The organism is Saccharopolyspora flava, assembly GCF_900116135.1.
Lineage (GTDB): Bacteria > Actinomycetota > Actinomycetes > Mycobacteriales > Pseudonocardiaceae > Saccharopolyspora > Saccharopolyspora flava.
Genome location: NZ_FOZX01000006.1, coordinates 55,184 through 74,386, shown reverse-complemented (window position 1 = coordinate 74,386; position 19,203 = coordinate 55,184). Strand labels below are relative to the sequence as shown.

General features: G+C 70.1%; 16 protein-coding genes. 10 read left to right on the top strand and 6 right to left on the bottom strand.

Going from position 1 to position 19,203, the window contains the following annotated elements; all coding sequences use genetic code 11:
- The first annotated feature begins 328 nt into the window (after window positions 1–328).
- Window positions 329–3,679 (top strand): L-tyrosine/L-tryptophan isonitrile synthase family protein, encoded by a 3,351-nt coding sequence (locus tag BM424_RS18270; protein ID WP_093419514.1) that lies wholly within the window; start codon window positions 329–331, stop codon window positions 3,677–3,679.
- A gap of 579 nt (window positions 3,680–4,258) precedes the next feature.
- On the opposite strand, the gene BM424_RS18265 is transcribed toward BM424_RS18270, so the two are convergent.
- Both BM424_RS18265 and BM424_RS18260 read right to left on the bottom strand, forming a co-directional pair.
- The gene (locus BM424_RS18265; RefSeq protein WP_093419512.1) at window positions 4,259–4,597 is read right to left on the bottom strand and encodes a hypothetical protein; all 339 of its coding nucleotides are present in this window, start codon (window positions 4,595–4,597) and stop codon (window positions 4,259–4,261) included.
- Window positions 4,598–4,609: 12 nt separating this feature from the next.
- Window positions 4,610–4,876, bottom strand: coding sequence for a hypothetical protein (locus BM424_RS18260; RefSeq protein ID WP_245775947.1), 267 nt, complete (start codon window positions 4,874–4,876; stop codon window positions 4,610–4,612).
- Window positions 4,877–5,086: 210 nt separating this feature from the next.
- Between BM424_RS18260 and BM424_RS18255 the strand changes: the two genes are divergently transcribed.
- The 4 genes from BM424_RS18255 (at window position 5,087) to BM424_RS18240 (ending at window position 10,741) form a co-directional block, all read left to right on the top strand.
- Window positions 5,087–6,457 (top strand): helix-turn-helix domain-containing protein, encoded by a 1,371-nt coding sequence (locus BM424_RS18255; protein ID WP_093419509.1) that lies wholly within the window; start codon window positions 5,087–5,089, stop codon window positions 6,455–6,457.
- Window positions 6,458–6,516: 59 nt separating this feature from the next.
- Window positions 6,517–7,425 (top strand): phosphotransferase enzyme family protein, encoded by a 909-nt coding sequence (locus tag BM424_RS18250; protein WP_093419507.1) that lies wholly within the window; start codon window positions 6,517–6,519, stop codon window positions 7,423–7,425.
- Window positions 7,426–7,817: 392 nt separating this feature from the next.
- Window positions 7,818–8,126 carry a hypothetical protein gene (locus tag BM424_RS18245; RefSeq protein WP_093419504.1) on the top strand — a complete coding sequence of 103 codons (309 nt, stop codon included), beginning with the start codon at window positions 7,818–7,820 and terminating at the stop codon, window positions 8,124–8,126.
- A 197-nt stretch (window positions 8,127–8,323) separates the two neighbouring features.
- On the top strand, window positions 8,324–10,741 hold the full coding sequence (locus tag BM424_RS18240; protein WP_093419502.1) for an L-tyrosine/L-tryptophan isonitrile synthase family protein: 2,418 nt from the start codon (window positions 8,324–8,326) through the stop codon (window positions 10,739–10,741).
- 146 nt (window positions 10,742–10,887) lie between these two features.
- Here BM424_RS18240 and BM424_RS18235 read toward each other — a convergent pair whose 3' ends face one another.
- The 3 genes from BM424_RS18235 to BM424_RS18225 form a co-directional block, all read right to left on the bottom strand.
- On the bottom strand, window positions 10,888–11,430 hold the full coding sequence (locus BM424_RS18235; RefSeq protein WP_093419499.1) for a copper resistance CopC family protein: 543 nt from the start codon (window positions 11,428–11,430) through the stop codon (window positions 10,888–10,890).
- Window positions 11,427–12,155: a YcnI family copper-binding membrane protein gene (locus BM424_RS18230; RefSeq protein ID WP_093419497.1), complete on the bottom strand. Its 729-nt coding sequence runs from the start codon at window positions 12,153–12,155 to the stop codon at window positions 11,427–11,429. Before BM424_RS18230 ends, BM424_RS18235 begins: the two co-directional genes overlap by 4 nt.
- Before the next feature lie 72 nt (window positions 12,156–12,227).
- On the bottom strand, window positions 12,228–12,824 hold the full coding sequence (locus BM424_RS18225; RefSeq protein ID WP_139274096.1) for a hypothetical protein: 597 nt from the start codon (window positions 12,822–12,824) through the stop codon (window positions 12,228–12,230).
- 321 nt (window positions 12,825–13,145) lie between these two features.
- Here BM424_RS18225 and BM424_RS18220 point away from each other — a divergent pair, with 321 nt between their 5' ends.
- The 5 genes from BM424_RS18220 to BM424_RS18200 are packed head-to-tail and all read left to right on the top strand — an operon-like array spanning window position 13,146 to window position 18,353.
- Window positions 13,146–14,750: a BCCT family transporter gene (locus tag BM424_RS18220; RefSeq protein WP_217649754.1), complete on the top strand. Its 1,605-nt coding sequence runs from the start codon at window positions 13,146–13,148 to the stop codon at window positions 14,748–14,750.
- Window positions 14,751–14,754: 4 nt separating this feature from the next.
- Window positions 14,755–15,402: an ABC transporter permease gene (locus BM424_RS18215; protein ID WP_093419489.1), complete on the top strand. Its 648-nt coding sequence runs from the start codon at window positions 14,755–14,757 to the stop codon at window positions 15,400–15,402.
- Window positions 15,395–16,597, top strand: a complete 1,203-nt coding sequence (locus tag BM424_RS18210) for an ABC transporter ATP-binding protein (RefSeq protein WP_093419487.1) — start codon at window positions 15,395–15,397, stop codon at window positions 16,595–16,597. Before BM424_RS18215 ends, BM424_RS18210 begins: the two co-directional genes overlap by 8 nt.
- Entirely contained in the window at window positions 16,594–17,361 is a 768-nt protein-coding gene (locus tag BM424_RS18205) for an ABC transporter permease (RefSeq protein WP_093419484.1), read from the top strand. Before BM424_RS18210 ends, BM424_RS18205 begins: the two co-directional genes overlap by 4 nt.
- On the top strand, window positions 17,358–18,353 hold the full coding sequence (locus BM424_RS18200) for a glycine betaine ABC transporter substrate-binding protein (protein ID WP_093419482.1): 996 nt from the start codon (window positions 17,358–17,360) through the stop codon (window positions 18,351–18,353). The genes BM424_RS18205 and BM424_RS18200 overlap by 4 nt, the downstream gene beginning before the upstream one ends.
- Window positions 18,354–18,423: 70 nt before the next feature.
- Here BM424_RS18200 and BM424_RS18195 read toward each other — a convergent pair whose 3' ends face one another.
- Window positions 18,424–19,116: a DUF6474 family protein gene (locus BM424_RS18195; RefSeq protein WP_342742630.1), complete on the bottom strand. Its 693-nt coding sequence runs from the start codon at window positions 19,114–19,116 to the stop codon at window positions 18,424–18,426.
- Between the last annotated feature and the right edge of the window lie 87 nt (window positions 19,117–19,203).

Below are 19,203 nucleotides of genomic sequence, written 5' to 3'. Positions count from 1 at the left end.
AGGCGAAGGGGTGAATTCAACGGGCGTTGCTTGATTTTCGTCCAGTGTTACATCCCATGCGGGTGAAAACGCTGCTCGGCCCGGTGATCCGTGAGCGTTACAGGATTTCGGTATGCATTGAGTCATGTTGTCAACGCGGAGGGTCGCTATCTAGTGTGACGAGAGTCGTCATTCTCCGTGACAGAAGGGTCATTGTGGGTTACTGCACGGCTGCCCCACGTCTGCTTGCCGTACCGGGGTTCGCTCGCCGGTGTGCCGAGATCACCCGCACGGCCCCGTGACGGCTCGGGACACCGTGACGACCCGGGGTGCTGCGACGACCCGACAGGTGGAGGCGGACCTGCCGCTGTTGGAGGACGACTGGGCGGTGGCCGAGATCCCGGCCCCCGGTCCCTGGCGCGCGCTCACCGTCGCCGAGGCCAACGACCTGCTCACCGCGGGCGGCTACGGGCTCTGGGTCGAGCAGGAACCCGACGGCGCGCTGCTGCTCGCCGGCATCGGCACCGGGATCCGGCTCGGCGAGACCGCCACCTGGGCCGATCTGTACCGCGCGCTGGTCCGGCTCCGCCGCACCCGCAGGGTCTTCGACGCCGCCTGGCTGAACCGGCTCACCGGCGCGCTCGACCCGGAACCCGCCCGATCAGCGCAGATCACCGAGGTCCCGGCCGAGCAGGTCGACCTGCTCACCGGAACCGACCGGGAACTCGCGCACCGGGTGCTTGCCTCGCTGCACGGCCCCGCGACCGGCCCGACCGTGCCGTTCCCCGAAGCCCGGGTGACCGTCGGACGGCGGGAACGCGCCGTCCGCGTGCAGGCCGTCGACTCCCGCGACCGCGCGCTGCGCGAACTCCGCAGCTGGGAACGCCTCGCCGCGGTCGTCGCCGGCGACCCCGAGCTGCGGATGCACTGCGCCACCCAGCCCGTGCCCGGCGCCGTCGTCGACACCGGGACCGGCAGCACCGCGCTGCTGCGCGTCGTCGACCCCGCGCCCGCGCACCCCCGGCACCCCGGCGGCACCATCGCCGCCGACCTCGACGCGCTGCTGCACCCCGGGGCCGACGGGACCCCGCAGCTGCTGCGCGTCGTGCTCGACAACCGGTTCACGCGCCGCGAGGACGAGCTCGACCACTTCCTGGAACACCTCGTCCGCCCGCTGCTGCGGGTGTTCCGGCGCGCCCTCGACACCCACGGGCTCGGGCTGTTCGCGCTGGACGAGACCGGTTTCGCCGTCGAGCTCTCACCCGAGCTGCAGGCCACCGGCCGGATCGTGGTCACCGACCACGAGCGGATCACCGCCGAACCCAGCCGCGCCGAGGTCACCACCGGAGTCCGCGCGCTGGTCAGCACCCTGGAACGGCTCGGCGAGGGCTTCGCCGCGCTCCGCGGCGCCGACCGGGCCTGCGAGGTGCGCGACGCCGTCCGCCGGGTCACCGCCGAGGAGCTCCGCTACCTCGCGCCGCACACCGCCGAACTGCTCTCCGGCGAACAGCCGCTGCAGAGCTACGCGCACACCGTCCCGGAGAGCCAGGACGAGGTGCTCAAGTCCGTCCTCGACCGCGTCCAGCAGGGCACCCGCCGACGCCGGTGGGACCCCGACGCGCCGCGACCCGCCGTGGTCATCGACGTCGACCTGTGCGGGCTGATCCCGCTGCAGCGCATCGCCGACGCCACCCGCGCCATCTCCGGACCCCGCCCCGGCGCGCCCGCCGGCATCCTCGAACTCGCCGGCCCCGCCACGCTCCCGGTGCTGCCCACGCACGCGCCCGGCAGCTGGGAGAACTTCGTGCGCGCCAGCGGGCTCGGCGAGCGCTACCCGGGCGTGGACTGGGACGCGCTGCGCGGCGACTTCCTGCGCGCCTTCCAATCCCGGCCGCGCGAACGCCTCGGCACCGACCGGGTCAACGCCGGACTGGCCCGCTTCGTCTGGGACGTGCAGGACGCCGGTGGTCAGGTGGTGTTCTGCACCGCCCGCAAGGAGCGGTTCCGCGACGTCACGGCCGACCTGCTCGCCGACGCCGGAGTCCCCGACGCGACGCTGCTGGTCGTGCCCGACGAGGCGGCCCGGCCCATCGCCGAGGTCAAGGCCGAGCGCCTCCGCGCGCTCGGCGGGCTCGACGTCGTCGCCGTCTTCGACGACGAACCCGAGAACCGGACCGCGGTGCGCGAGGACTTCCCCGATGCGCTGCCCGTCGCCGTGGAGATCCCCGGCCTCGCGCCGCAACGCCGCCCCGACGACCCGGTCGCCGACGGCGCCGCCGTGATCACCACCTTCGAGACCCGGCCCAGCACGCCCGGCGGCCCGAAGCTGTCCAACACGCACTCGCTGGAGGAGCTGCAGATCGGCGCCCTCCGGCGGAACCGGATCTCCCGGCGCTGGGCCGTGCACCTCACCGAGTCCGAGACGCAGTCCATCGTGAACTCGATCCTCGCCGACACCGACCGCGCCGCGCTGCGCACCGGCCGCAGCGCCGCCGCCAAGTTCGGCGTCGACGAGCACCCGGACGACGTCGACCGGGTCCTGGCCGCGCTGCACCACGTGCTCACCCGCAAGCAGTTCATCAAGGGCTCCCGCGCCAACTACCGGCTCGCCGACCTGCTCCGCGACGCCGAAACCCCGGTGCGGGCGGGCCGGCCCATCGACGTGGTGCTGCTCGGCTTCCCGGTCAAGCAGTGCCTCAACCGGCTCAAGGCCTCCGGACCGCTGCCCGACCTCGCCGAACTCGGCGCCATGGCCCGACTCCGCGAGATGCAGCGGGCCGTCGCCACCGTCTACCCGCCCGGGCTGCACTTCAACATCCTCACCGACGGCAGGCACTTCCGGAGCCGGCCCGCCGCGATCGCCGACGCGTACCAGCGCAAGCTGCGCGAATACGTCGACCTCGTCGGCATCGGCGACCGCACCACCGTCGCCGACATCGACGAGGTCGCCGAGCAGCGGCTCGGACCCGGCCTGCCCGCCGAACGCACCCGCCGCATCGCCGACTACCGCAAGCTGCTCAGCGACCGGCTGCGCGAGTTCGACATCACCGACAACCCGCTGCGCACCCTCGAAGCCGTGCACGACTGGTCGAGGTCCGAGACCGACTTCGCGCCGCACGTCATCGGGCTGTTCCGGGAAATCCTGATGTCGCTGGTGTACTCGGTCCCGGTGACCGTTCCCGCGGGCACCGACCGGATGGAGTGGTCGGCCGCGCTCTACACCGACATCTACAACGTCACCGACCCCAGCACCACCGCCGAAGTCCGCCAAGGCCGCCGCGCCGTCCTGCGCCGCGCCTGGCACACCGTCATCCGCTACATGGCGACCATGCAGGTCGACGAGGAGTTCGGCTACGAGCGCATGTTCCCGCACCGCGTCCGGCTGACGCTGAGCGCGGTCCGCCAGGGCTGCCTCGGGTTCACCTACCTCGGCGGCTCCGGCCTGCTCCCCTGGCAGGGCACCGGAGTCCTAGACCCGCGCGGGCACGTCGCCATCGACTTCGCGATCTCCTTGCAGGACCAGGGATTCGTCCCGGTCTACTCGCCGCTGCTCGGCCCACGCCAACCCTGGGCGATGGTTCCAGCGGATCGGACCAAGCTGATCGAGTCCACTTTTCCCGTTCAGCGCGGGGTTTCGGTTCGCACCGGGCTGCGGTTGGACGAGGAGTTCTTGAGGAAGGCTCGTCTGCGGCGGAAGTAACCGACCACCGTCAGGCAAGCGCCGCAGGCGCTTTCGCAGTACCCCACCTAAGACGCTTGCACCGCCGCGGGTTCTCAGACGTTCTCTGGTGAGGACAGCCGTAGCGCCGTGTATTGGCATACATCAGTCTCGGATCCCGGAGCCAGAGGGCGTCTGAGGTTCCGCTTCTGGCACCGCCAAGCAAAGGGACCACGGAGTCTTGTCAGTAGACGGAACCAGGCTCCGCACAGCCAGATCCGTCACCTGACCGGCACCGGGACCGGCACCACCTCAAAAAATGGAAAGGCCCTGGGCGCGAGTCGGGGATTTCGCGTCCAGGGGCTTTTCCTGCTCCGGGCCGTCCGGGGAAACGGTGATCCGGAGTGGTTGGAGTCCGCGGACCGGTACCGGTCGGGGGGAGGGGAGTGCGTCAGCACCGGCCCGCGGAAGTCTTCTGTTGTGTGGAGCTTGGTGGCGGCCGACTCGCGTTGGCCGGGGTCGGGGATTCGCGACTAAGCGCTCATCGGCCGCCACCTGGCGGTTGCTCGGCGTCCCGGGTCGGGGAGGAGGTGCTGTGTTTCCGGGGCCGAGTCCGCCGGCTTACGGCACCGGCGTGGCCGGCTGCAGCGCGTGCGCCGGTCGCAGGTGCCGTGCGGGACGGGGTGCGAGGGCGCCCGCCACCAGGTGCTCGTAGGCCGACTCCCACACCGTGCACGGTGCTTTCGTGGGACGTCGTCGTCCTGAGCACTCCGGGCAGTTGCCCTTCTCGTCGGCTTCGTGAGCGGTGAGCAGCGCTCGCCATCCCGCGGTCAGCCGCGGGAGTTCGGAGCGCGCCACGGACAGCAGGGAGGTGGCGTCCGCGTGGTCGGCGAGCTCGGAAAGCACATCGAGCCGCTCACGCACCGCGCTTCGCAACACCTGCCCCAGGACCTCGTCCATGAGACTCCACCGTCACTTTCTCGCCTGCGCTGCGGCATCCCGCAACGCCATCGACAACTGACCGGCACCGCGGGTTTCGAGCTCCGCGGTGTGGCCGGGCGGTCCGACGAGCACCACCTTGTCCCGATTGACGAGCACGGCCAGGCTCCGATGCGCGTTGGCGACATCGCGGCAGTCGACGTGCCACCAACGACGGCGGTCGGCGAGCGCCGGAACGTGCGGGGTTCCGTCACCCTCCTGCCGCGAGTGCGTCGCTGGAATGTCCATCGTCTGCCTCAAGATCCCGTCTGTGCTCGCTGCTTGCTGATGACTACATTGGTGCCTGGAGGTCGCCGCGCCTAGAGGACGGGCGACGACCGGACCGAAGGCCGCGACGAGCGGTAAGCGGACTTCACCGCAACCGATCACCTCTACCGATACGGGCTTCACCGACTTGCCGTAGTGCGCTTACTCTGCGACCAACGCCCGATCAGAGCGTCAGGGGGTCAAATGAACATCATCGGATCTGGCGGCTCGCCCGTTACTCCCGACGTCTGGAACGAGCGGGACATGCGGGATGCGCTGGCCCGGAGGGACGTCAGCGAGGTCTACCGGCAGCTGCGCCGGCACGGCGTTTCGCAGCGGCAGATCGCCGCCTCGACGGGTCAGTCCCAGTCCGAGGTGTCCGAGATCCTCAAGGGCCGGCAGGTCATGGCGTACGACGTGTTGGCCCGAATAGCCGACGGGCTCGGCATCCCGCGGGGCTACATGGGCCTCGCCTACGACGGGGCGACCGCCATGCGGGTCGCGAAAGCGACGAACGCCCTGGAAGCTGAGGAGGACGAATCGGTGAAGCGTCGGAAGTTCCTGTCCCACGCTGCCGCGGTGACCATGGGGTCCTCGGTGTTCGGCACCGAGGACAGCGCTTGGGCGCCCGCCAGCGCCTCGACTCCGGCTCCGGCGCGCATCGGTATGACCGATGTGCAGCAGATCCAGGCCGCCACGAAGGCCTTGCGCGATCTGGACTACCGATACGGCGGCGGCACCTGCCGCGACGCCGTGGTCGCTCAGCTGTCCTGGGCCCAGCAGCTGCTGGACTCGACGTCCAGCGACCCCGTGCGCAAGCAGCTGTTCGTGGCCCTGGCCGACATGCACAGCCTGGCCGGCTGGACCTCGTTCGACGTGGGCCTGCTGGACCCGGCGCGCAGTCACTTCGGCCGCGCCCTGGAGTTCGCCAAGCGCGCTGACGACGACAGCCTCGTGGCCAGCGTGCTGTACCGGATGGGCCGGGTCTACCTGCACTACCAGGAGCCCAACGAGGCGCTGAAGCTGTTCCAGCTCGGCCAGATCGCCGCGCAGGAATCGGGTTCGTCGCTGACCGTCGCGGTGCTGTGCGCGAACGAGGCGTGGGCCTACGGGATGCTCAACAAGCCGGACCAGGTCCAGAAGATGGTGGGCCGCACCAAGGACGAGTTCGCGCGCGCCAACGTGGACGACGCCCCGGACTGGGTCCGCTTCTTCACCGAGAACGACCTGCACGGCATGATCGGCTCCGCGCACGACGCGCTGGCGGTGTTCGATCCGAAGAAGCACGCCTCGATCGCGGTGGCCGAGACCATCAAGTGCAACGAGGCCTACGGCGCGGACATGCAGCGCACCCACGTTTTCGGGCTGAGTCTGCAGGCAACCAACCACTTCCGGGCCGGCGACGTTCAGGAGGCCCTGAAGGTCGGACGTCGCGCGCTGCAGTTCGGTGAGCGCGTGAAGTCCGCCCGTGTCGCCGACCGGCTCAAACCACTGGAGCTGGAAGCGGGCAAGCACCGGGCCAACTCGGATTCCCGCGACCTCTTCGAGGAAGTCCGGCGGTTCCGCCAGGCATGAGGTCACCCTGACCTGGGGAGACCCGCTGGCTCATCGCCGGTGTGAGAGCACACATGCGTATGAAGACATATCAGGTTCACCAGCACCAGTCCGTCCCGCCGGAGCTGGAGCTGGCACTCACCGAGATCTGCGAGACCGTCGGCCTGAACCCGCGCGGTGCTCGTCTTCTCCGGTTCATCAACAACGGCGTCTTCCTGCTGCGGGACGAGCCGGTCATCGTCCGGCTGGTGCTGTCCCCGTCGTTCGCCCACCGGGCCCGCACGGCGGTCGAGGCCGCGCACTGGCTGGCGATGCACGGGGTGCCCGCGGTCCGGTTGCTGCCGGGTGTGGAGCAGCCGGTCAGCTCGGGTGCGCACTGCGCGACGTTGTGGCAGTACGTGCCCGAGGAGGGCCGCGTCCCCGGCAGCGCCGACCTGGGGAATCTGCTGCGGCAGATGCACTCCCAGCCGCTCGCGGAGGAGACGTTCAAGCCCTGGAAGCCGATGGCGGACATCCGGCGCAGGCTGGGCGACGCCGTGGACATCGACCCGGAGGACCACCGGTTCCTCCAGCAGCGGTGCGACTACCTGGAGGAGCAGCTCGAGCAGCTGGACTTCCCGCTGCCGCGCGCGGTCATCCACGCCGACGCCCACCTGGGCAACGTGATCGGCGGCCCGGACGGCCCGCTGCTGTGCGACCTGGACTCGCTGTGCATCGGCCAGCCCGAGTGGGACCTGACGCCGATCGCGGTGGGCAGCCTGCGGATGGGCTATCCGGCCGAGTGGCACCGCGAGCTGGCGGACGCCTACGGCTTCGACATCACGTCGTGGGAGGGCTTCCCGGTGCTGCGCGAGCTGCGCGAACTCAAGATCACGACCGGGGTGCTGCCGATCCTGCGGACCAACCCGAGCGTGCGCGAGCAGGTCTCCTGGCGGCTGCGCACCATCCGGGAGGGCGACCTCGACACCCAGTGGGCTCCCTACAGCTGACCCCGAGCGCGTCGTGAGAACCGACGTCCTCACGACGACCTCGAAAACCCGAACCTGGCTCCGGTTTTCGAGGTGGGTGCGAAGTTTTCATGAAAACTTCCCCCACCCACGACACCGGGACCCGGAGGGTTCACCGACCCCGAGAGGGACGTGACCAGGAGTTCCCGTGCCCCGGAGTTCTCTGGGGGAGGGAAGTTTTCATGAAAACTTCCCTCCCCTCCGAACCGGGGGTGCGGGGGAGTCGGTTGGGTCTTCCGGGGGAGTTCCGGGGCGGCTGTTCGGGGGCTCTTGGGGACTTCTCGGCCGGTTGTAGTTACCGGATTCGATCTGAAGGGGTAGACCATACGAGCGAACTGGTGCATCGAGTCGGTGCTAAAGCGGATGGGCTGTCGATGAGGATCGCTGAGTTCCCGCCGGGCGAGCACGCCCCGCGCTCCCGCCGTGCGCGCGCTCTGGCCAGCGCCCGAGTGCTGAACCAGATCGTGGACGACCACCTCCGGTCCGTGGGGGACCTGCCGCCGGAGCTCCGCGAGCCCTACGCCGATCACCTCGCCGAGCTGGTGCTGGTGGCCCAGGCGTACCGGCACTACGCGGCGGGCTGGATCTCGCGCCGGGAGCTCCACCGGCGCGCCCGCGCGGCGCTGCGTCGGATGGACGAGCGGAGCGGGCGGTCCACCGTGCAACTCGTCGACGGTGAATGACCGCTCGCAGACTTACGCGCAGTCGTCCTCCGGACCGCCGCACAGGCGTCTCCTGACCTGATTTTTCCCGCGTTGACCTGCGGGTTCGCCGGTCGGTGCCGATCGGTTTCGGTCGAGCCGAACTTCGCGTCCCTCGCGCAGCCGCCATCCGCGCACGTGGAAGGCCTGACGAGCGCTGCAATCGAAAAGGAGACGCGGTGTACGCAACCGGCACGCTGCCGGAACGCGCGCGGGAGGCCCTCGCGCGCGACTCCCTCCTCGCGAAGTACTGCCAGGTCGGAACCGCTCCCCGGGACGGGGTCGGACTGGCGGACCTGCCGGAGCTCGCCGAACGAGATCGGCTCGAGCTCGTCGTGCGGCCGGTGGTCATCACGGTCCGGAGCCTGCTGGCGGCGGGCGCGGTCCCGGTCGGCGAACCGCGCGTGGACCTGGCCGGCGGCCGGGTCGTGGTGCCCGGGCTGGCCGCCACCGAGCCCGCCCGCACCGCCGAGGTGATCGACGAGCTGCACCGGGCGCTGACCGCGATCAGCCCGGAGGCGGATCGGGTCGTGGCCGAGGAGCTGCGGTTCTGCTCGGCGGGCCTGCTGTCGGTGCTGGCCGGCGAGCACGCGTGGACCCGCTTCGCCCACCACGTGCCCAGCGCTCAGAACGAGGTGCTGCAGCGGGTGCTGCGGCTGGTCAAGGAGCGGGCGAGCGCGCACCGCAGGGACCCGCAGGTGCCGCGACCGCTGGTCGCCCTGGACCTGGACTTCTGCGCCTTCCACCCCCGCGCGCGGGTGCGCGACGCCCTGGCCGCGCTCGGCGTGACCGGGCCGCTCCCGGTGCTGCCCGGGCTGTACGAGCCGGGGTGGGAGCCCTTCCGGGAGCCGGCCGGTCTGCCGGAGGAGCTGGCGCACGCGGACTTCCGCCGGGCGATCTCCTGGGACGACGAGGCGCTGCTGACCGACGAGCTCGCCCCCGGCGTGCGGCGGTTCACCCGCGACGTCGCGCAGGCGGGCGGCCGGGTGGTGCTGCTGACCGGGCGCCGTCACCGGATGCGTGCCGCCACCGAGCGCGCCCTGGCCCGGCACGGCCTCGGGCACCTGGAGCTGCGCACCACCGACGAGGGCGCCGACGTCGGGGCGCAGAAGGTCGCCGCGCTGCGCGGCATGGCGGGCTGGGAACCGGTGGCGGCCTTCGACGACAAGGAGGCCAACCGGGTCGCGCTGCGGGCGGCGTTCCCGCAGGCCGTGGTGGTCCCGGTCGCCGCGCCGGGGTTCACCGGCGTGGACGAGCCGGACGCCATCGCCACCTTCGAGACCGTGCCGCAGCCGGTTCCGCTGGGCCGCGGCCACTCGGCCGGGCCGAGCCTGTCGCACGCGACGTCGATCGCGCAGCTGCGGCTCGACGCGATGCGCACCCGCCCGACGCTGTGGCGGCGCGGGGTGCACCTGACCGAGGAGGAGCAGGCCGGGATCGTGACCGCGCTGTGCCGCGGCGCCCAGGAGACCGGCGAGCGGCTCGGCGATCGGGTGGCGGCCATCGAGACCGGCAGCGCCCGGGCGATCTGGCAGGTCATGCAGGCGAAGCTGTTCGGCGCCTCCCGCTCGGCCTACCCGGTCGAGCACGCCGAGGCGGACCTGTCCCGCGCGGTGGCGGCGGGCGAGCCGGCCGAGTTCGTGATCCTGGGGCCGCCGACGAAGCAGGACGGGTCGCGGCTCAAGGCGCTCGGCGGTCTGCCGGACCTGGCCGAGGTCGCGATGCTGGCGAGACTGCTGCAGCTGGACGCCGCGGTCAGACGGGTGCACCCGCCGGGCATCCGGGTGACGGCGCTGGCCGACCCGAGCCACTTCCGGGTCCGCGAGGAGCACCGGTACTGCGGCTACCAGCGGGAGTTCCGGCGGATGCTGGAGCTCACCGGCGCCGACCGGCTGGTGCGGGTGCGCAACGTCGACGACGTCGCGGCCGAGCACGGCTGCGGTGACGCGGACAAGCGGGCGGAGCTGCTGGCCCGGCACCGTGAGCGCTACCGCTCGGCGCTGGCCGGGCTGGACCTGCTCGGCGATCCGCGGGGCGCGCTGGCCGCCGCCGACGAGCGGGACCCGGGATGCCCCGGTCAGCCGCGGTTCGCGGAGATGTTCCGGTCGATCGTGCACGCCGTCGACGTCCCGCGCACCGGCGACGATCCGGTGGAGTTCGCCCGCCGCGTCTACGCGGAGCCGTTCGACCTGGCCGATCCGGAGCTGGGCGAGGCCCGCGCCGAGCTGCTGGCGCTGGCCTGGGACGAGACGATCACCTACCTGTCCAACAAGCACGTCGACGTCGAGCTGGACTACGCGGCGCTGTGGCGTCACGACCGGGTCCGGATGAGCCTGTCGCTGCGCCCGGAGCGGGGGCGGTTCCGGTTCGTGCCGCTGGGCGGTTCGGCGGTGATGCCCTGGCAGGGGACGGCGGCGCTGGGCAGGGGCAACGAGGTGTCGACGGACTTCGCGATCTCGCTGATCGACCAGTGCTACCTGCCGGTGTGGGCGCCGGAGGGGCACGAGCAGCCGTGGTTCATGGTGCCGCCGGATCTGGTGCGCGACGGAGTTCTGCTCCCCGAGGTGCGGGACGGGATCCAACTCCGCTCGAAATGATCATTCGCGGATTCACATCGCCGAATCCGGAAACGGGAATTCCACAAGACGACCTTGGAATTCCGGTGAAAACCAGCGCGATTCCCGGTCCGGAAACACGACGGGAGGGTGTCCGAATTGTCGGACACCCTCCCGGTTTCCCGCGATCAGCTCTTCGGTTTGCCGAGGCGCAGCGCCAGCACCAGACCGAGGACCACGACCAGGACCGCACCGGCGATCCACGGCCAGATCGGCATCCCGCCGGAATCCGATTGCGCCTGGTCAGACGGCTGTCCGGAGTCCTGGCCGCCCTGCGGTCCGGGGGCGGGAGTGCCCTTGCCGGGCGCGGTCAGCGTGAAGGTGACCTTGCCCGGGACCGGGTGCCCGTCGCTGGACAGGATCCGGTAACCCACGGTGTAGGTGCCCGCCGGTCCGAGCTCGCGGACCGGGGCGATCACCGAGTTGCCCTCGACCCGCGCCGGGCCGTCCGCCCAGAACGTGCCGTCCGGTCCGACCACGTTGACCGTGTTGTAGGACTCGCCGGCCCGGACCGGCTGGTCGAAGGTCAGCTTGACCTCGCGCGGACCGGTGGACAGCTGCGCGCCCTCGGCCGGGTCGCTGCCGACCAGCACGTTGTGCGCCATCGCCGGGGCCGCGCCGCCGAGCAGCGCGGCCAGGGCGAGGGCGCCGACGGTCAGCAGTCGCCTCATGACTCACCACCGGAACGCCGTCCGCGGACCAGCGCGCCGGCACCGACACCGAGTCCCAGCGCGCCGACGAGCAGTCCGGCACCGCCCAGGTAGCGGGCCGTCTCGTCGGACGATCCGTGCTGGTCGGAGGCCTGCTCGGGGGTGCCGGACGGCGTGCCGCCGTGGCTGTGGCCGCCCTCTTCGGCGGCGACGAGCTTGACCGTCGGGGCCGGGTGCTCCGGCTCCTCACCGCCGGGCGGGGTCGGCTGGTTCCACTCCACGACCTTGCCGTTGTCGTAGGTCTGGGTGGTGGGCAGCAGCAGCTCGTCGGCGTTGTCCGGCAGGGCGCCGAGGGTGGCCTCGAACTCGTTGAACTCGTCCGGTCCGATGCGGGTGCCGGGCTGCGCGGTCCAGGTGATGCTGCGGACCGCCTCGGTGACCTGCGCCCCGTCCACCTCGACCGGCGGGATCTGGGCCTTCTCGACCTGCGCGGTCCAGCCGGGGATCGGCTTGGTGCGCACCGAGCTCAGCGGGTACTGCTCCGGCAGCGTCACCTTGACCTGGACGGTTCCGGCCACCGGGTCCTCGTTGGGAACGCGGAAGGCGATCTTGGCGTAGCCGCCCTTCTCGGCCTCGTCGGGCTGGGCGCTCACGTGCGCGTAGGCGGGCGCGGTTCCCAGCGCGAGCGCGATTCCGCTGATCGCGAGCACGTTCGCGGAACGGGTGATCAATCGATTTGTCGACATGTTCTCTTGAGATCTCCAGGTTCGATTTGTTAATCGCGCGCGTATAGGCGCGATTCATCGGAATGGCAATGATCAGATGCCGATATACATCGGATCGTTGCTTTCGAACGGAGATTTCGGAGGCCCGCGACGAGCGTGAATCCGCTGGTAGATCAGTTGTGCCAGGGTCCGCGGAACCGGCGCCGGGATGCACGCGGACGGTGGCGGGGTGACTACCGGTAACGGCGTCGTCTTCCGGGGGAAGATCGCCTGCAACAACCGGGTGACCACGAACAGTACTCGCTCGGCGTGCGCCATGACCAGCGCCGTCAGCATGGTGACGATCACGTGGCCCAGCGTCATCAGCGCCGGGGACAGCGGGATCGGCGGTGGCCCGTGGTGGTGCCCCGAGCCGTGCGCGCTGAGCGCCGTGAGCTCGAGGAAGAAGTGAAGTGCCAGCTGACTGACCGACAGTGCCCCTAGAATGCCCCACGACCCGCGCTTGCGATCAGCCAGCGCCACGCCGGCACCGGTCAGCAGGACGGTGATCACGACGGTCGGCCCCAGACCCGGGGTCGAGCCTCCCGCCGCAGTGTGGGCGGCTACCGACAGTGACGCCGCTGTGCAGGCCAAACCGGCACCGCGCAGGACGCGCAGAGCGCCCTGCGTCGGTGTCAGACCTGCCTTCACGGTGGGTCAGTCTAGGTGTCGGTTCGGCCACGCTGACCGCAGGTGAGCTTGCCTTGTTAACCCGATTGGGTCACGGTTTACAGGTTGACGACGATTTGGAGCCACGAACTCAACGAAATGGCGGTTCGATTGGTTCCGGAAACGTCGTAACCGACGACGGAGAGGAGGGGGCGTCGCCGAAAGTCGGCGCCGAAACCTGTGTCGACCGAAACTGAACAAAGCGGTGGGGCCGCATCCGGCGGCCAATCCACCGGAACGGATGCCGAGTTCCTCGGCAAACCAAGAACCGATTGGGTCGTGTTCGGCGTCACAGCGATCATCATGTTCTTGGTGGTCGCCTGGGGCGCGTTGGCAACCGACTCGCTCAGCGCGGCCTCGTCGGCCGCACTGACCTGGCTGATCAAGAACACCGGGTGGGGCTTCGTCCTCGCGGCGACCGGGTTCGTCATCTTCGCCCTGTTCCTGGCCTTCAGCAAGTACGGCCGGATCCCTCTGGGCAACGACGGTGAGGGACCTGAGTTCCGCACTGTGTCCTGGATCGCCATGATGTTCAGCGCCGGCATGGGCATCGGTCTGATGTTCTACGGCGTGAGCGAGCCGCTGAGCCACTTCGTCTCCCCGCCGCCGGGATCGGTCCCGGGCGAGAGCGAAGAGGCCGTCAAGACGGCGATGGCGACCTCGCTGTTCCACTGGACGCTGCACCCGTGGGCCATCTACGCGGTGGCCGGTATGGCGATCGCCTACAGCAGCTTCCGGCGTGGTCGCAAGCAGACCATCTCGGGCGTGTTCACCCCGCTGATCGGCAAGAAGGCCGCTGAGGGCCCGATCGGCAAGATCATCGACATCCTGGCGCTGTTCGCGACGCTGTTCGGCTCCGCGGCCTCGCTGGGTCTCGGTGCGCTGCAGATCAGGTCCGGTATGCAGGCCGCCAACTGGCCGATGGGCAACGCCGGCACGAACGTGCTGGTCGGCATCATCGCCGTGCTGACGCTGTGCTTCATCCTCTCCGCCGTGTCCGGCGTGGAGAAGGGCATCCAGTGGCTGTCCAACATCAACATGGTGCTGGCGGCCATCCTGGCGATCTTCGTGTTCGTCCTCGGCCCGACGGTGTTCATCCTGGACCTGCTGCCCACCGCGGTCGGTTCCTACATCAGCCAGTTCGGCGAGATGGCCTCGCGCGCCGGTGCCACCGGCGGGGCCGAGATGCAGGACTGGCTGAGCAGCTGGACCGTCTTCTACTGGGCCTGGTGGATCTCCTGGACGCCCTTCGTCGCCATGTTCATCGCCCGGATCAGCCGGGGCCGCACGATCCGCCAGTTCATCGGCGGCGTGCTGCTGGTGCCCAGCGTCGTGAGCCTCATCTGGTTCGCGATCTTCGGTGGTGCCGCGATCGACAGCCAGAAGGGCGGCTCGAACGTCTACGGCGACGGCAGCGCGGAGGCGCAAACCTTCTCGCTGCTCGACCACATGCCGCTGGCTGTGATCACCGCGGTCCTGGTGATGGTCCTGGTCGCGATCTTCTTCGTCTCCGGTGCCGACGCCGCGTCCATCGTCATGGGCACGCTGTCGCAGCGGGGCGCGATCGAGCCCAGCAAGTGGGTCGTCATCTTCTGGGGTGCGGCCACCGGTGCCGTCGCCGCGGTGATGCTGGTGATCGGTCAGGACGAAGCCCTGCAGGGCATCCAGAACCTGACCTTCGTCGGCGCCCTGCCGTTCGCGATCGTGATGATCTTCATGTGCGTGGCGATGGTCAAGGACCTGCGCTCCGACGACATCACCGTTCGCGACCAGAAGGGCGCGGAAGTGCTCGAGCAGGCCGTCATCTCCGGTACTGAAGAGCACGACGGCGAGTTCCAGCTGGTCACGTCTCCCGCGGAAGCCACCGACGAGGAGTCCGAATCGGCGGAAGCCGGCAAGAAAGAGTAAATAAGTGAATCTCCTGGATTTCATCGCATCCAGGTGGCAATCGTTGCTGGTCAACGCGTACCAGCACGTCAGCATGGTGGTGCAGTGCATCCTGCTGGCGACGATCATCGGCGTCCTGGTCGGGGTTGCGGTCTACCGCAGCCCCGCCGGGGCGGCGATCGCCACCGCTCTCTCCAGCGCGATCTTGACCATCCCGTCCTTCGCGCTGTTCGGCCTGCTGATCCCCGTTCTCGGCCTGGGCGTGGCGCCCTCGGTGGTGACGCTGGTCCTCTACGCACTCCTCCCGATCGTGCGCAACACGATCGTCGGCCTGTCGAACGTCGACCAGCCGATTCTGGACGCGGCACGCGGAATCGGCATGAACCGCTTCAGCGTGCTCACCCGCGTAGAACTCCGCCTCGCCTGGCCGGCGATCCTCGCCGGCATGCGGGTGAGCGCTCAGATGCTCATGGGCATCGCCGCCATCGCCGCGTACGCCAAGGGCCCGGGACTCGGGAACCTGCTGTTCCAGGGCCTCGGCCAGCTGGGCGGCGCGAACGCTCTGAACATGGCCATCTCCGGCACCGTCGGCGTGGTCATCCTGGCACTCGTGCTCGACGCCTTGTTCGTGCTGTTCGGGCGGTTGACGACTTCGAGAGGTATCCGTGGCTGACGACGAGAAGAAGACCGCCGGGCACGGCGTGGAGATCAAGCTGGACGAGGTCTCCAAGCGCTACCCGGGGCAGAAGCAGGCCGCCGTCGAATCGGTGACCATGACCATCCCCGCCGGGGAGACGGTCGTGCTGGTCGGGCCCTCGGGTTCCGGCAAGACGACCACCATGCGCATGATCAACCGCCTGATCGAGCCGACTTCCGGCACGATCACCATCGGCGGTCAGGACGTGCTGAGCCTGGACGCGGACAAGCTGCGCCGCGAGATCGGCTACTCGATCCAGCAGGCCGGCCTGTTCCCGCACATGACCGTCGGCGACAACGTCGGCATGGTTCCCGGCCTGGTCGGCTGGGACAAGAAGCGCATCTCCGAGCGCGTCGACGAGATGCTCGACCTGGTCAACCTCGACCCGGCCGAGTACCGGGGCCGCTACCCGCGGCAGCTCTCCGGTGGTCAGCAGCAGCGCGTCGGCGTCGCCCGCGCGCTCGCGGCCAACCCGCCGGTGCTGCTGATGGACGAGCCGTTCGGCGCGGTGGACCCGATCACCCGCGGTGTGCTGCAGGACGAGCTGATGCGCCTGCAGGCAGACCTGGGCAAAACGATCGTGTTCGTCACGCACGACTTCGACGAGGCGGTCAAGCTCGGCGACCGGATCGCGGTGCTGGGCGAGCGCTCGAAGATCCTCCAGTACGACACCCCGGAAGCGATCCTGACCAACCCGGCCGACGACACCGTCGCCGGATTCGTCGGAGCGGGCGCGGCCCTCAAGCAGCTCACGCTGCGCCGCGTGCGCGAGATCGAGGTCGGCGAGGTGCCGACCGCGACGGTCGACGAGGCACCCTCGGTGCTGCGCGAACGACTGGGCACCCGCCGCGGCGCGATCGGCTTGGTGCTCGACAAGCGCAACCGGCCGATCCGCTGGGCGACCGCCCGCGAGGCGGGCTCGGTGTCGGACCTGGCGCGCGCCGGTCGTCCGGTCGAGGACTCGGTGTCGCGGGCCTCGACCCTGCAGGACGCCCTCGAGGCGATCCTCACCGACGACGACGGCGTCGCCGTGGTCGTCGGCTCGCGCGGTGAGTACGTCGGCATCGTCGACATCGACACCGTGATGAACACGATCAAGGCGCTGCGCGAGGAGAACGCCTCCGACGAGTCCGATGAGCCGGCCGCCGAGTCGGGGGCTGACGCCTCATGAGCAGCACGTTCGCTTCCGACTCCGGGTCCGGGCGCGCCGAGCGGCTGCGGCTGCTGGCGCAGCCGGTGACCGTGGTGGTGCTGGTCGCGGCGGTGCTGGGCTGGGCGTTCACCCGGGACAACGACGAGGTGACGCTGCGCAGCCTCAACTCGACGACGATCCTGAGCCTGACCTGGACGCACTTCCTGATCAGCCTCGCCGTGGCGCTGATCGTGGTGCTGGTCGCGGTGCCGCTGGGCGTGCTGCTCAGCCGCTCGTGGGCGCGCCGCATCGCTCCCGTGGTGATCGGCATCGCCAACGTCGGCCAGGCCGCGCCGTCGATGGGTCTGCTGGTGCTGTTCTTCCTGTTCACCGGTGGTTCCACCGGGTTCTGGATCGCGGTCCTGCCGATCGCCTTCTACGCGCTGCTGCCGGTCCTGCGCAACACCATCGTGGGGCTCCAGTCGGTGGACGCGTCGCTGGTCGACGCGGGCCGCGGCATCGGCATGTCCGGTTCGGCCGTGCTGCTGCGGATCGAGATGCCGCTGGCGGTGCCGTTCATCCTCGCCGGTCTGCGGACCGCGCTGGTGCTGGCGGTGGGAACCGCGACGCTGGCGCTGTTCGTCGGCGCCGGCGGCCTGGGTGAGCTGATCGACACCGGGTACAAGCTCAACGACTACACGGTCATGATCGTCGGCTCGGTGCTGGCGATGGCGCTGGCGCTGCTGGTCGACTGGCTGGGCGCGCTGGCCGAGACCTACCTGTCGCCGAGGGGGTTGCGATGAAGCTCCGCACGCGCAGTGCGCTCAAGGCGGCCTCGCTGGCGGCGGCCGGGTTGATGCTGGCCGGATGCGGTCTCAGCTCCGGTTCGTCGGTCCCGCTGGCCGTGGAACCGGGCATCATCCAGCCCGTTCCGGAGCTGGAGGGCCAGACGATCACGGTCGGGTCGAAGAACTTCACCGAGCAGCTCGTCCTGGGCTACCTCGGCGAGTTCGCGCTGTCCGCGGCCGGGGCCGACGTGCGGGACCTGAGCTCCATCCAGGGCTCGTCCACCGCCCGCAAGGCCCTGACCAGCGACCAGATCGACGTGCTCTTCGACTACACCGGCACGTCCTGGATCAGCTACAACGGCAACAACGATCCGATCCCGGACGCCCGCGCCCAGTTCGAGGCCGTGCGCAAGCAGGACCTCGAGCGCAACGGCGTGGCCTGGACCGCGGTGGACTACCAGGTGGACAACACCTACGCGTTCGCCGTCAACCAGGACGCGGCCAAGCGCCTGGGCGTCCAGAACCTCTCGGACATCCAGCGGATCGTGACCGAGCGCCCGCAGGACGCCACGTTCTGCGTCGACACCGAGTTCGCCAGCCGCAACGACGGCCTGCCCGGGGTCGAGCAGACCTACGGGTTCAAGACGAACCCGGACAACGTCAAGGTGCTCACCGAGGGCGCGATCTACCAGGCCACGGCCGACGGGACGTGCACGTTCGGCGAGGTGTTCACCACCGACGGCCGGATCGAGGCGCTGAACCTGAAGGTGCTGGCCGACGACAAGCAGTTCTTCCCGCGGTACAACGTCGGAGTCACGCTCCGGGACGAGATGCTGAAGCGCTACCCGCAGCTGACGCAGGTGTTCCAGCCGATCTCCGAGCGGTTGACCAACGAGGAGCTGATGAAGCTCAACGCGCAGGTGGACGTCCAGGGCCGGGACCCGGCCGACGTCGCGCGGGACTGGATGGCCGAGCAGGGCCTGATCAAGATCCCCGGTCAGAGCTGATCGACGCGGTGCGGAAGCGGGGCACCTCCGGTGTGGAGGTGCCCCGCTTCTCGTTTCCCGGTCGGTGGTCTCAGCGGGTGGGGACGCCGAAGCGGGTGAGCAGCTCGCTCTCGATGCGGGTGAGCTCCTGGTCCACCGCGCGGTGCGCGGACTTGCGGCGCGGCGCGGGCATCCGCTCGGCGGCGCGGACCGCGCTGGTCAGCTGGGCCAGGCGGGCGTCGGCCTGCGCCGCGTAGGTCTCGGCGGCGCCGCGCTCCTCGCTCGTGGCCTGCTCCCGCAGGTCGCGCAGGGCGCTGGAGTCGCCGGCGATGCGGGCGTGCAGCGCCGCGCCGCGACCGGTGAACCGGCCCAGCTCGTCCACCCCGACACCGAGCTTGCGCGCCCGGGAGCGGTCGTAGCCCGCGCGGACCGAGCTCGCGGCGCGCAGCGCGAACGGGGCGAGCACCGGGCCGACGATCTTGGCGATCTTGATGATCTTCTTGGCGTTGCCGGGGGTGACCGCGCCGTACTCGCCCTTCTTGATCGCCTTGGCGGTCTGCTTGTCGGCCTTGCGCAGTGCCTTCGCCGCCTTCTTGCCCACCGGTGCCGGTGTCACCAGCGGCTGCTCGGGCTGCTGGGTCTTGGCCTGCTGCTCCTTGCGGGCTCGCGCGGCGGCTTTGTCGACTTGGCGACGTGCCCGCTTGTCGGCCCTGGCCTTCCCGGCGGCGCACCTCCGGCACCCCCGGTGCGTGATCGTCCCGCGTCGCCTGGCGAGTCTCCTCACCGCGCACACCTCCCCGGATCCGCGTTCTCCCAGCTCCGCGATCACCATAAGTCCGGATGGAGCAGCGCACGAAAGCACAACGCGATC

Excerpts from the sequence above, each read along its gene's own strand:
- BM424_RS18265 (WP_093419512.1), bottom strand. The coding sequence starts at position 4,597 with ATGGACGAGGTCCTGGGGCAGGTGTTGCGAAGCGCGGTGCGTGAGCGG.
- BM424_RS18255 (WP_093419509.1), top strand. The coding sequence starts at position 5,087 with ATGAACATCATCGGATCTGGCGGCTCGCCCGTTACTCCCGACGTCTGG.
- BM424_RS18250 (WP_093419507.1), top strand. The coding sequence starts at position 6,517 with ATGAAGACATATCAGGTTCACCAGCACCAGTCCGTCCCGCCGGAGCTG.
- BM424_RS18245 (WP_093419504.1), top strand. The coding sequence starts at position 7,818 with ATGAGGATCGCTGAGTTCCCGCCGGGCGAGCACGCCCCGCGCTCCCGC.
- BM424_RS18235 (WP_093419499.1), bottom strand. The coding sequence starts at position 11,430 with ATGAGGCGACTGCTGACCGTCGGCGCCCTCGCCCTGGCCGCGCTGCTC.
- BM424_RS18230 (WP_093419497.1), bottom strand. The coding sequence starts at position 12,155 with ATGTCGACAAATCGATTGATCACCCGTTCCGCGAACGTGCTCGCGATC.
- BM424_RS18220 (WP_217649754.1), top strand. The coding sequence starts at position 13,146 with ATGTTCTTGGTGGTCGCCTGGGGCGCGTTGGCAACCGACTCGCTCAGC.
- BM424_RS18205 (WP_093419484.1), top strand. The coding sequence starts at position 16,594 with ATGAGCAGCACGTTCGCTTCCGACTCCGGGTCCGGGCGCGCCGAGCGG.
- BM424_RS18200 (WP_093419482.1), top strand. The coding sequence starts at position 17,358 with ATGAAGCTCCGCACGCGCAGTGCGCTCAAGGCGGCCTCGCTGGCGGCG.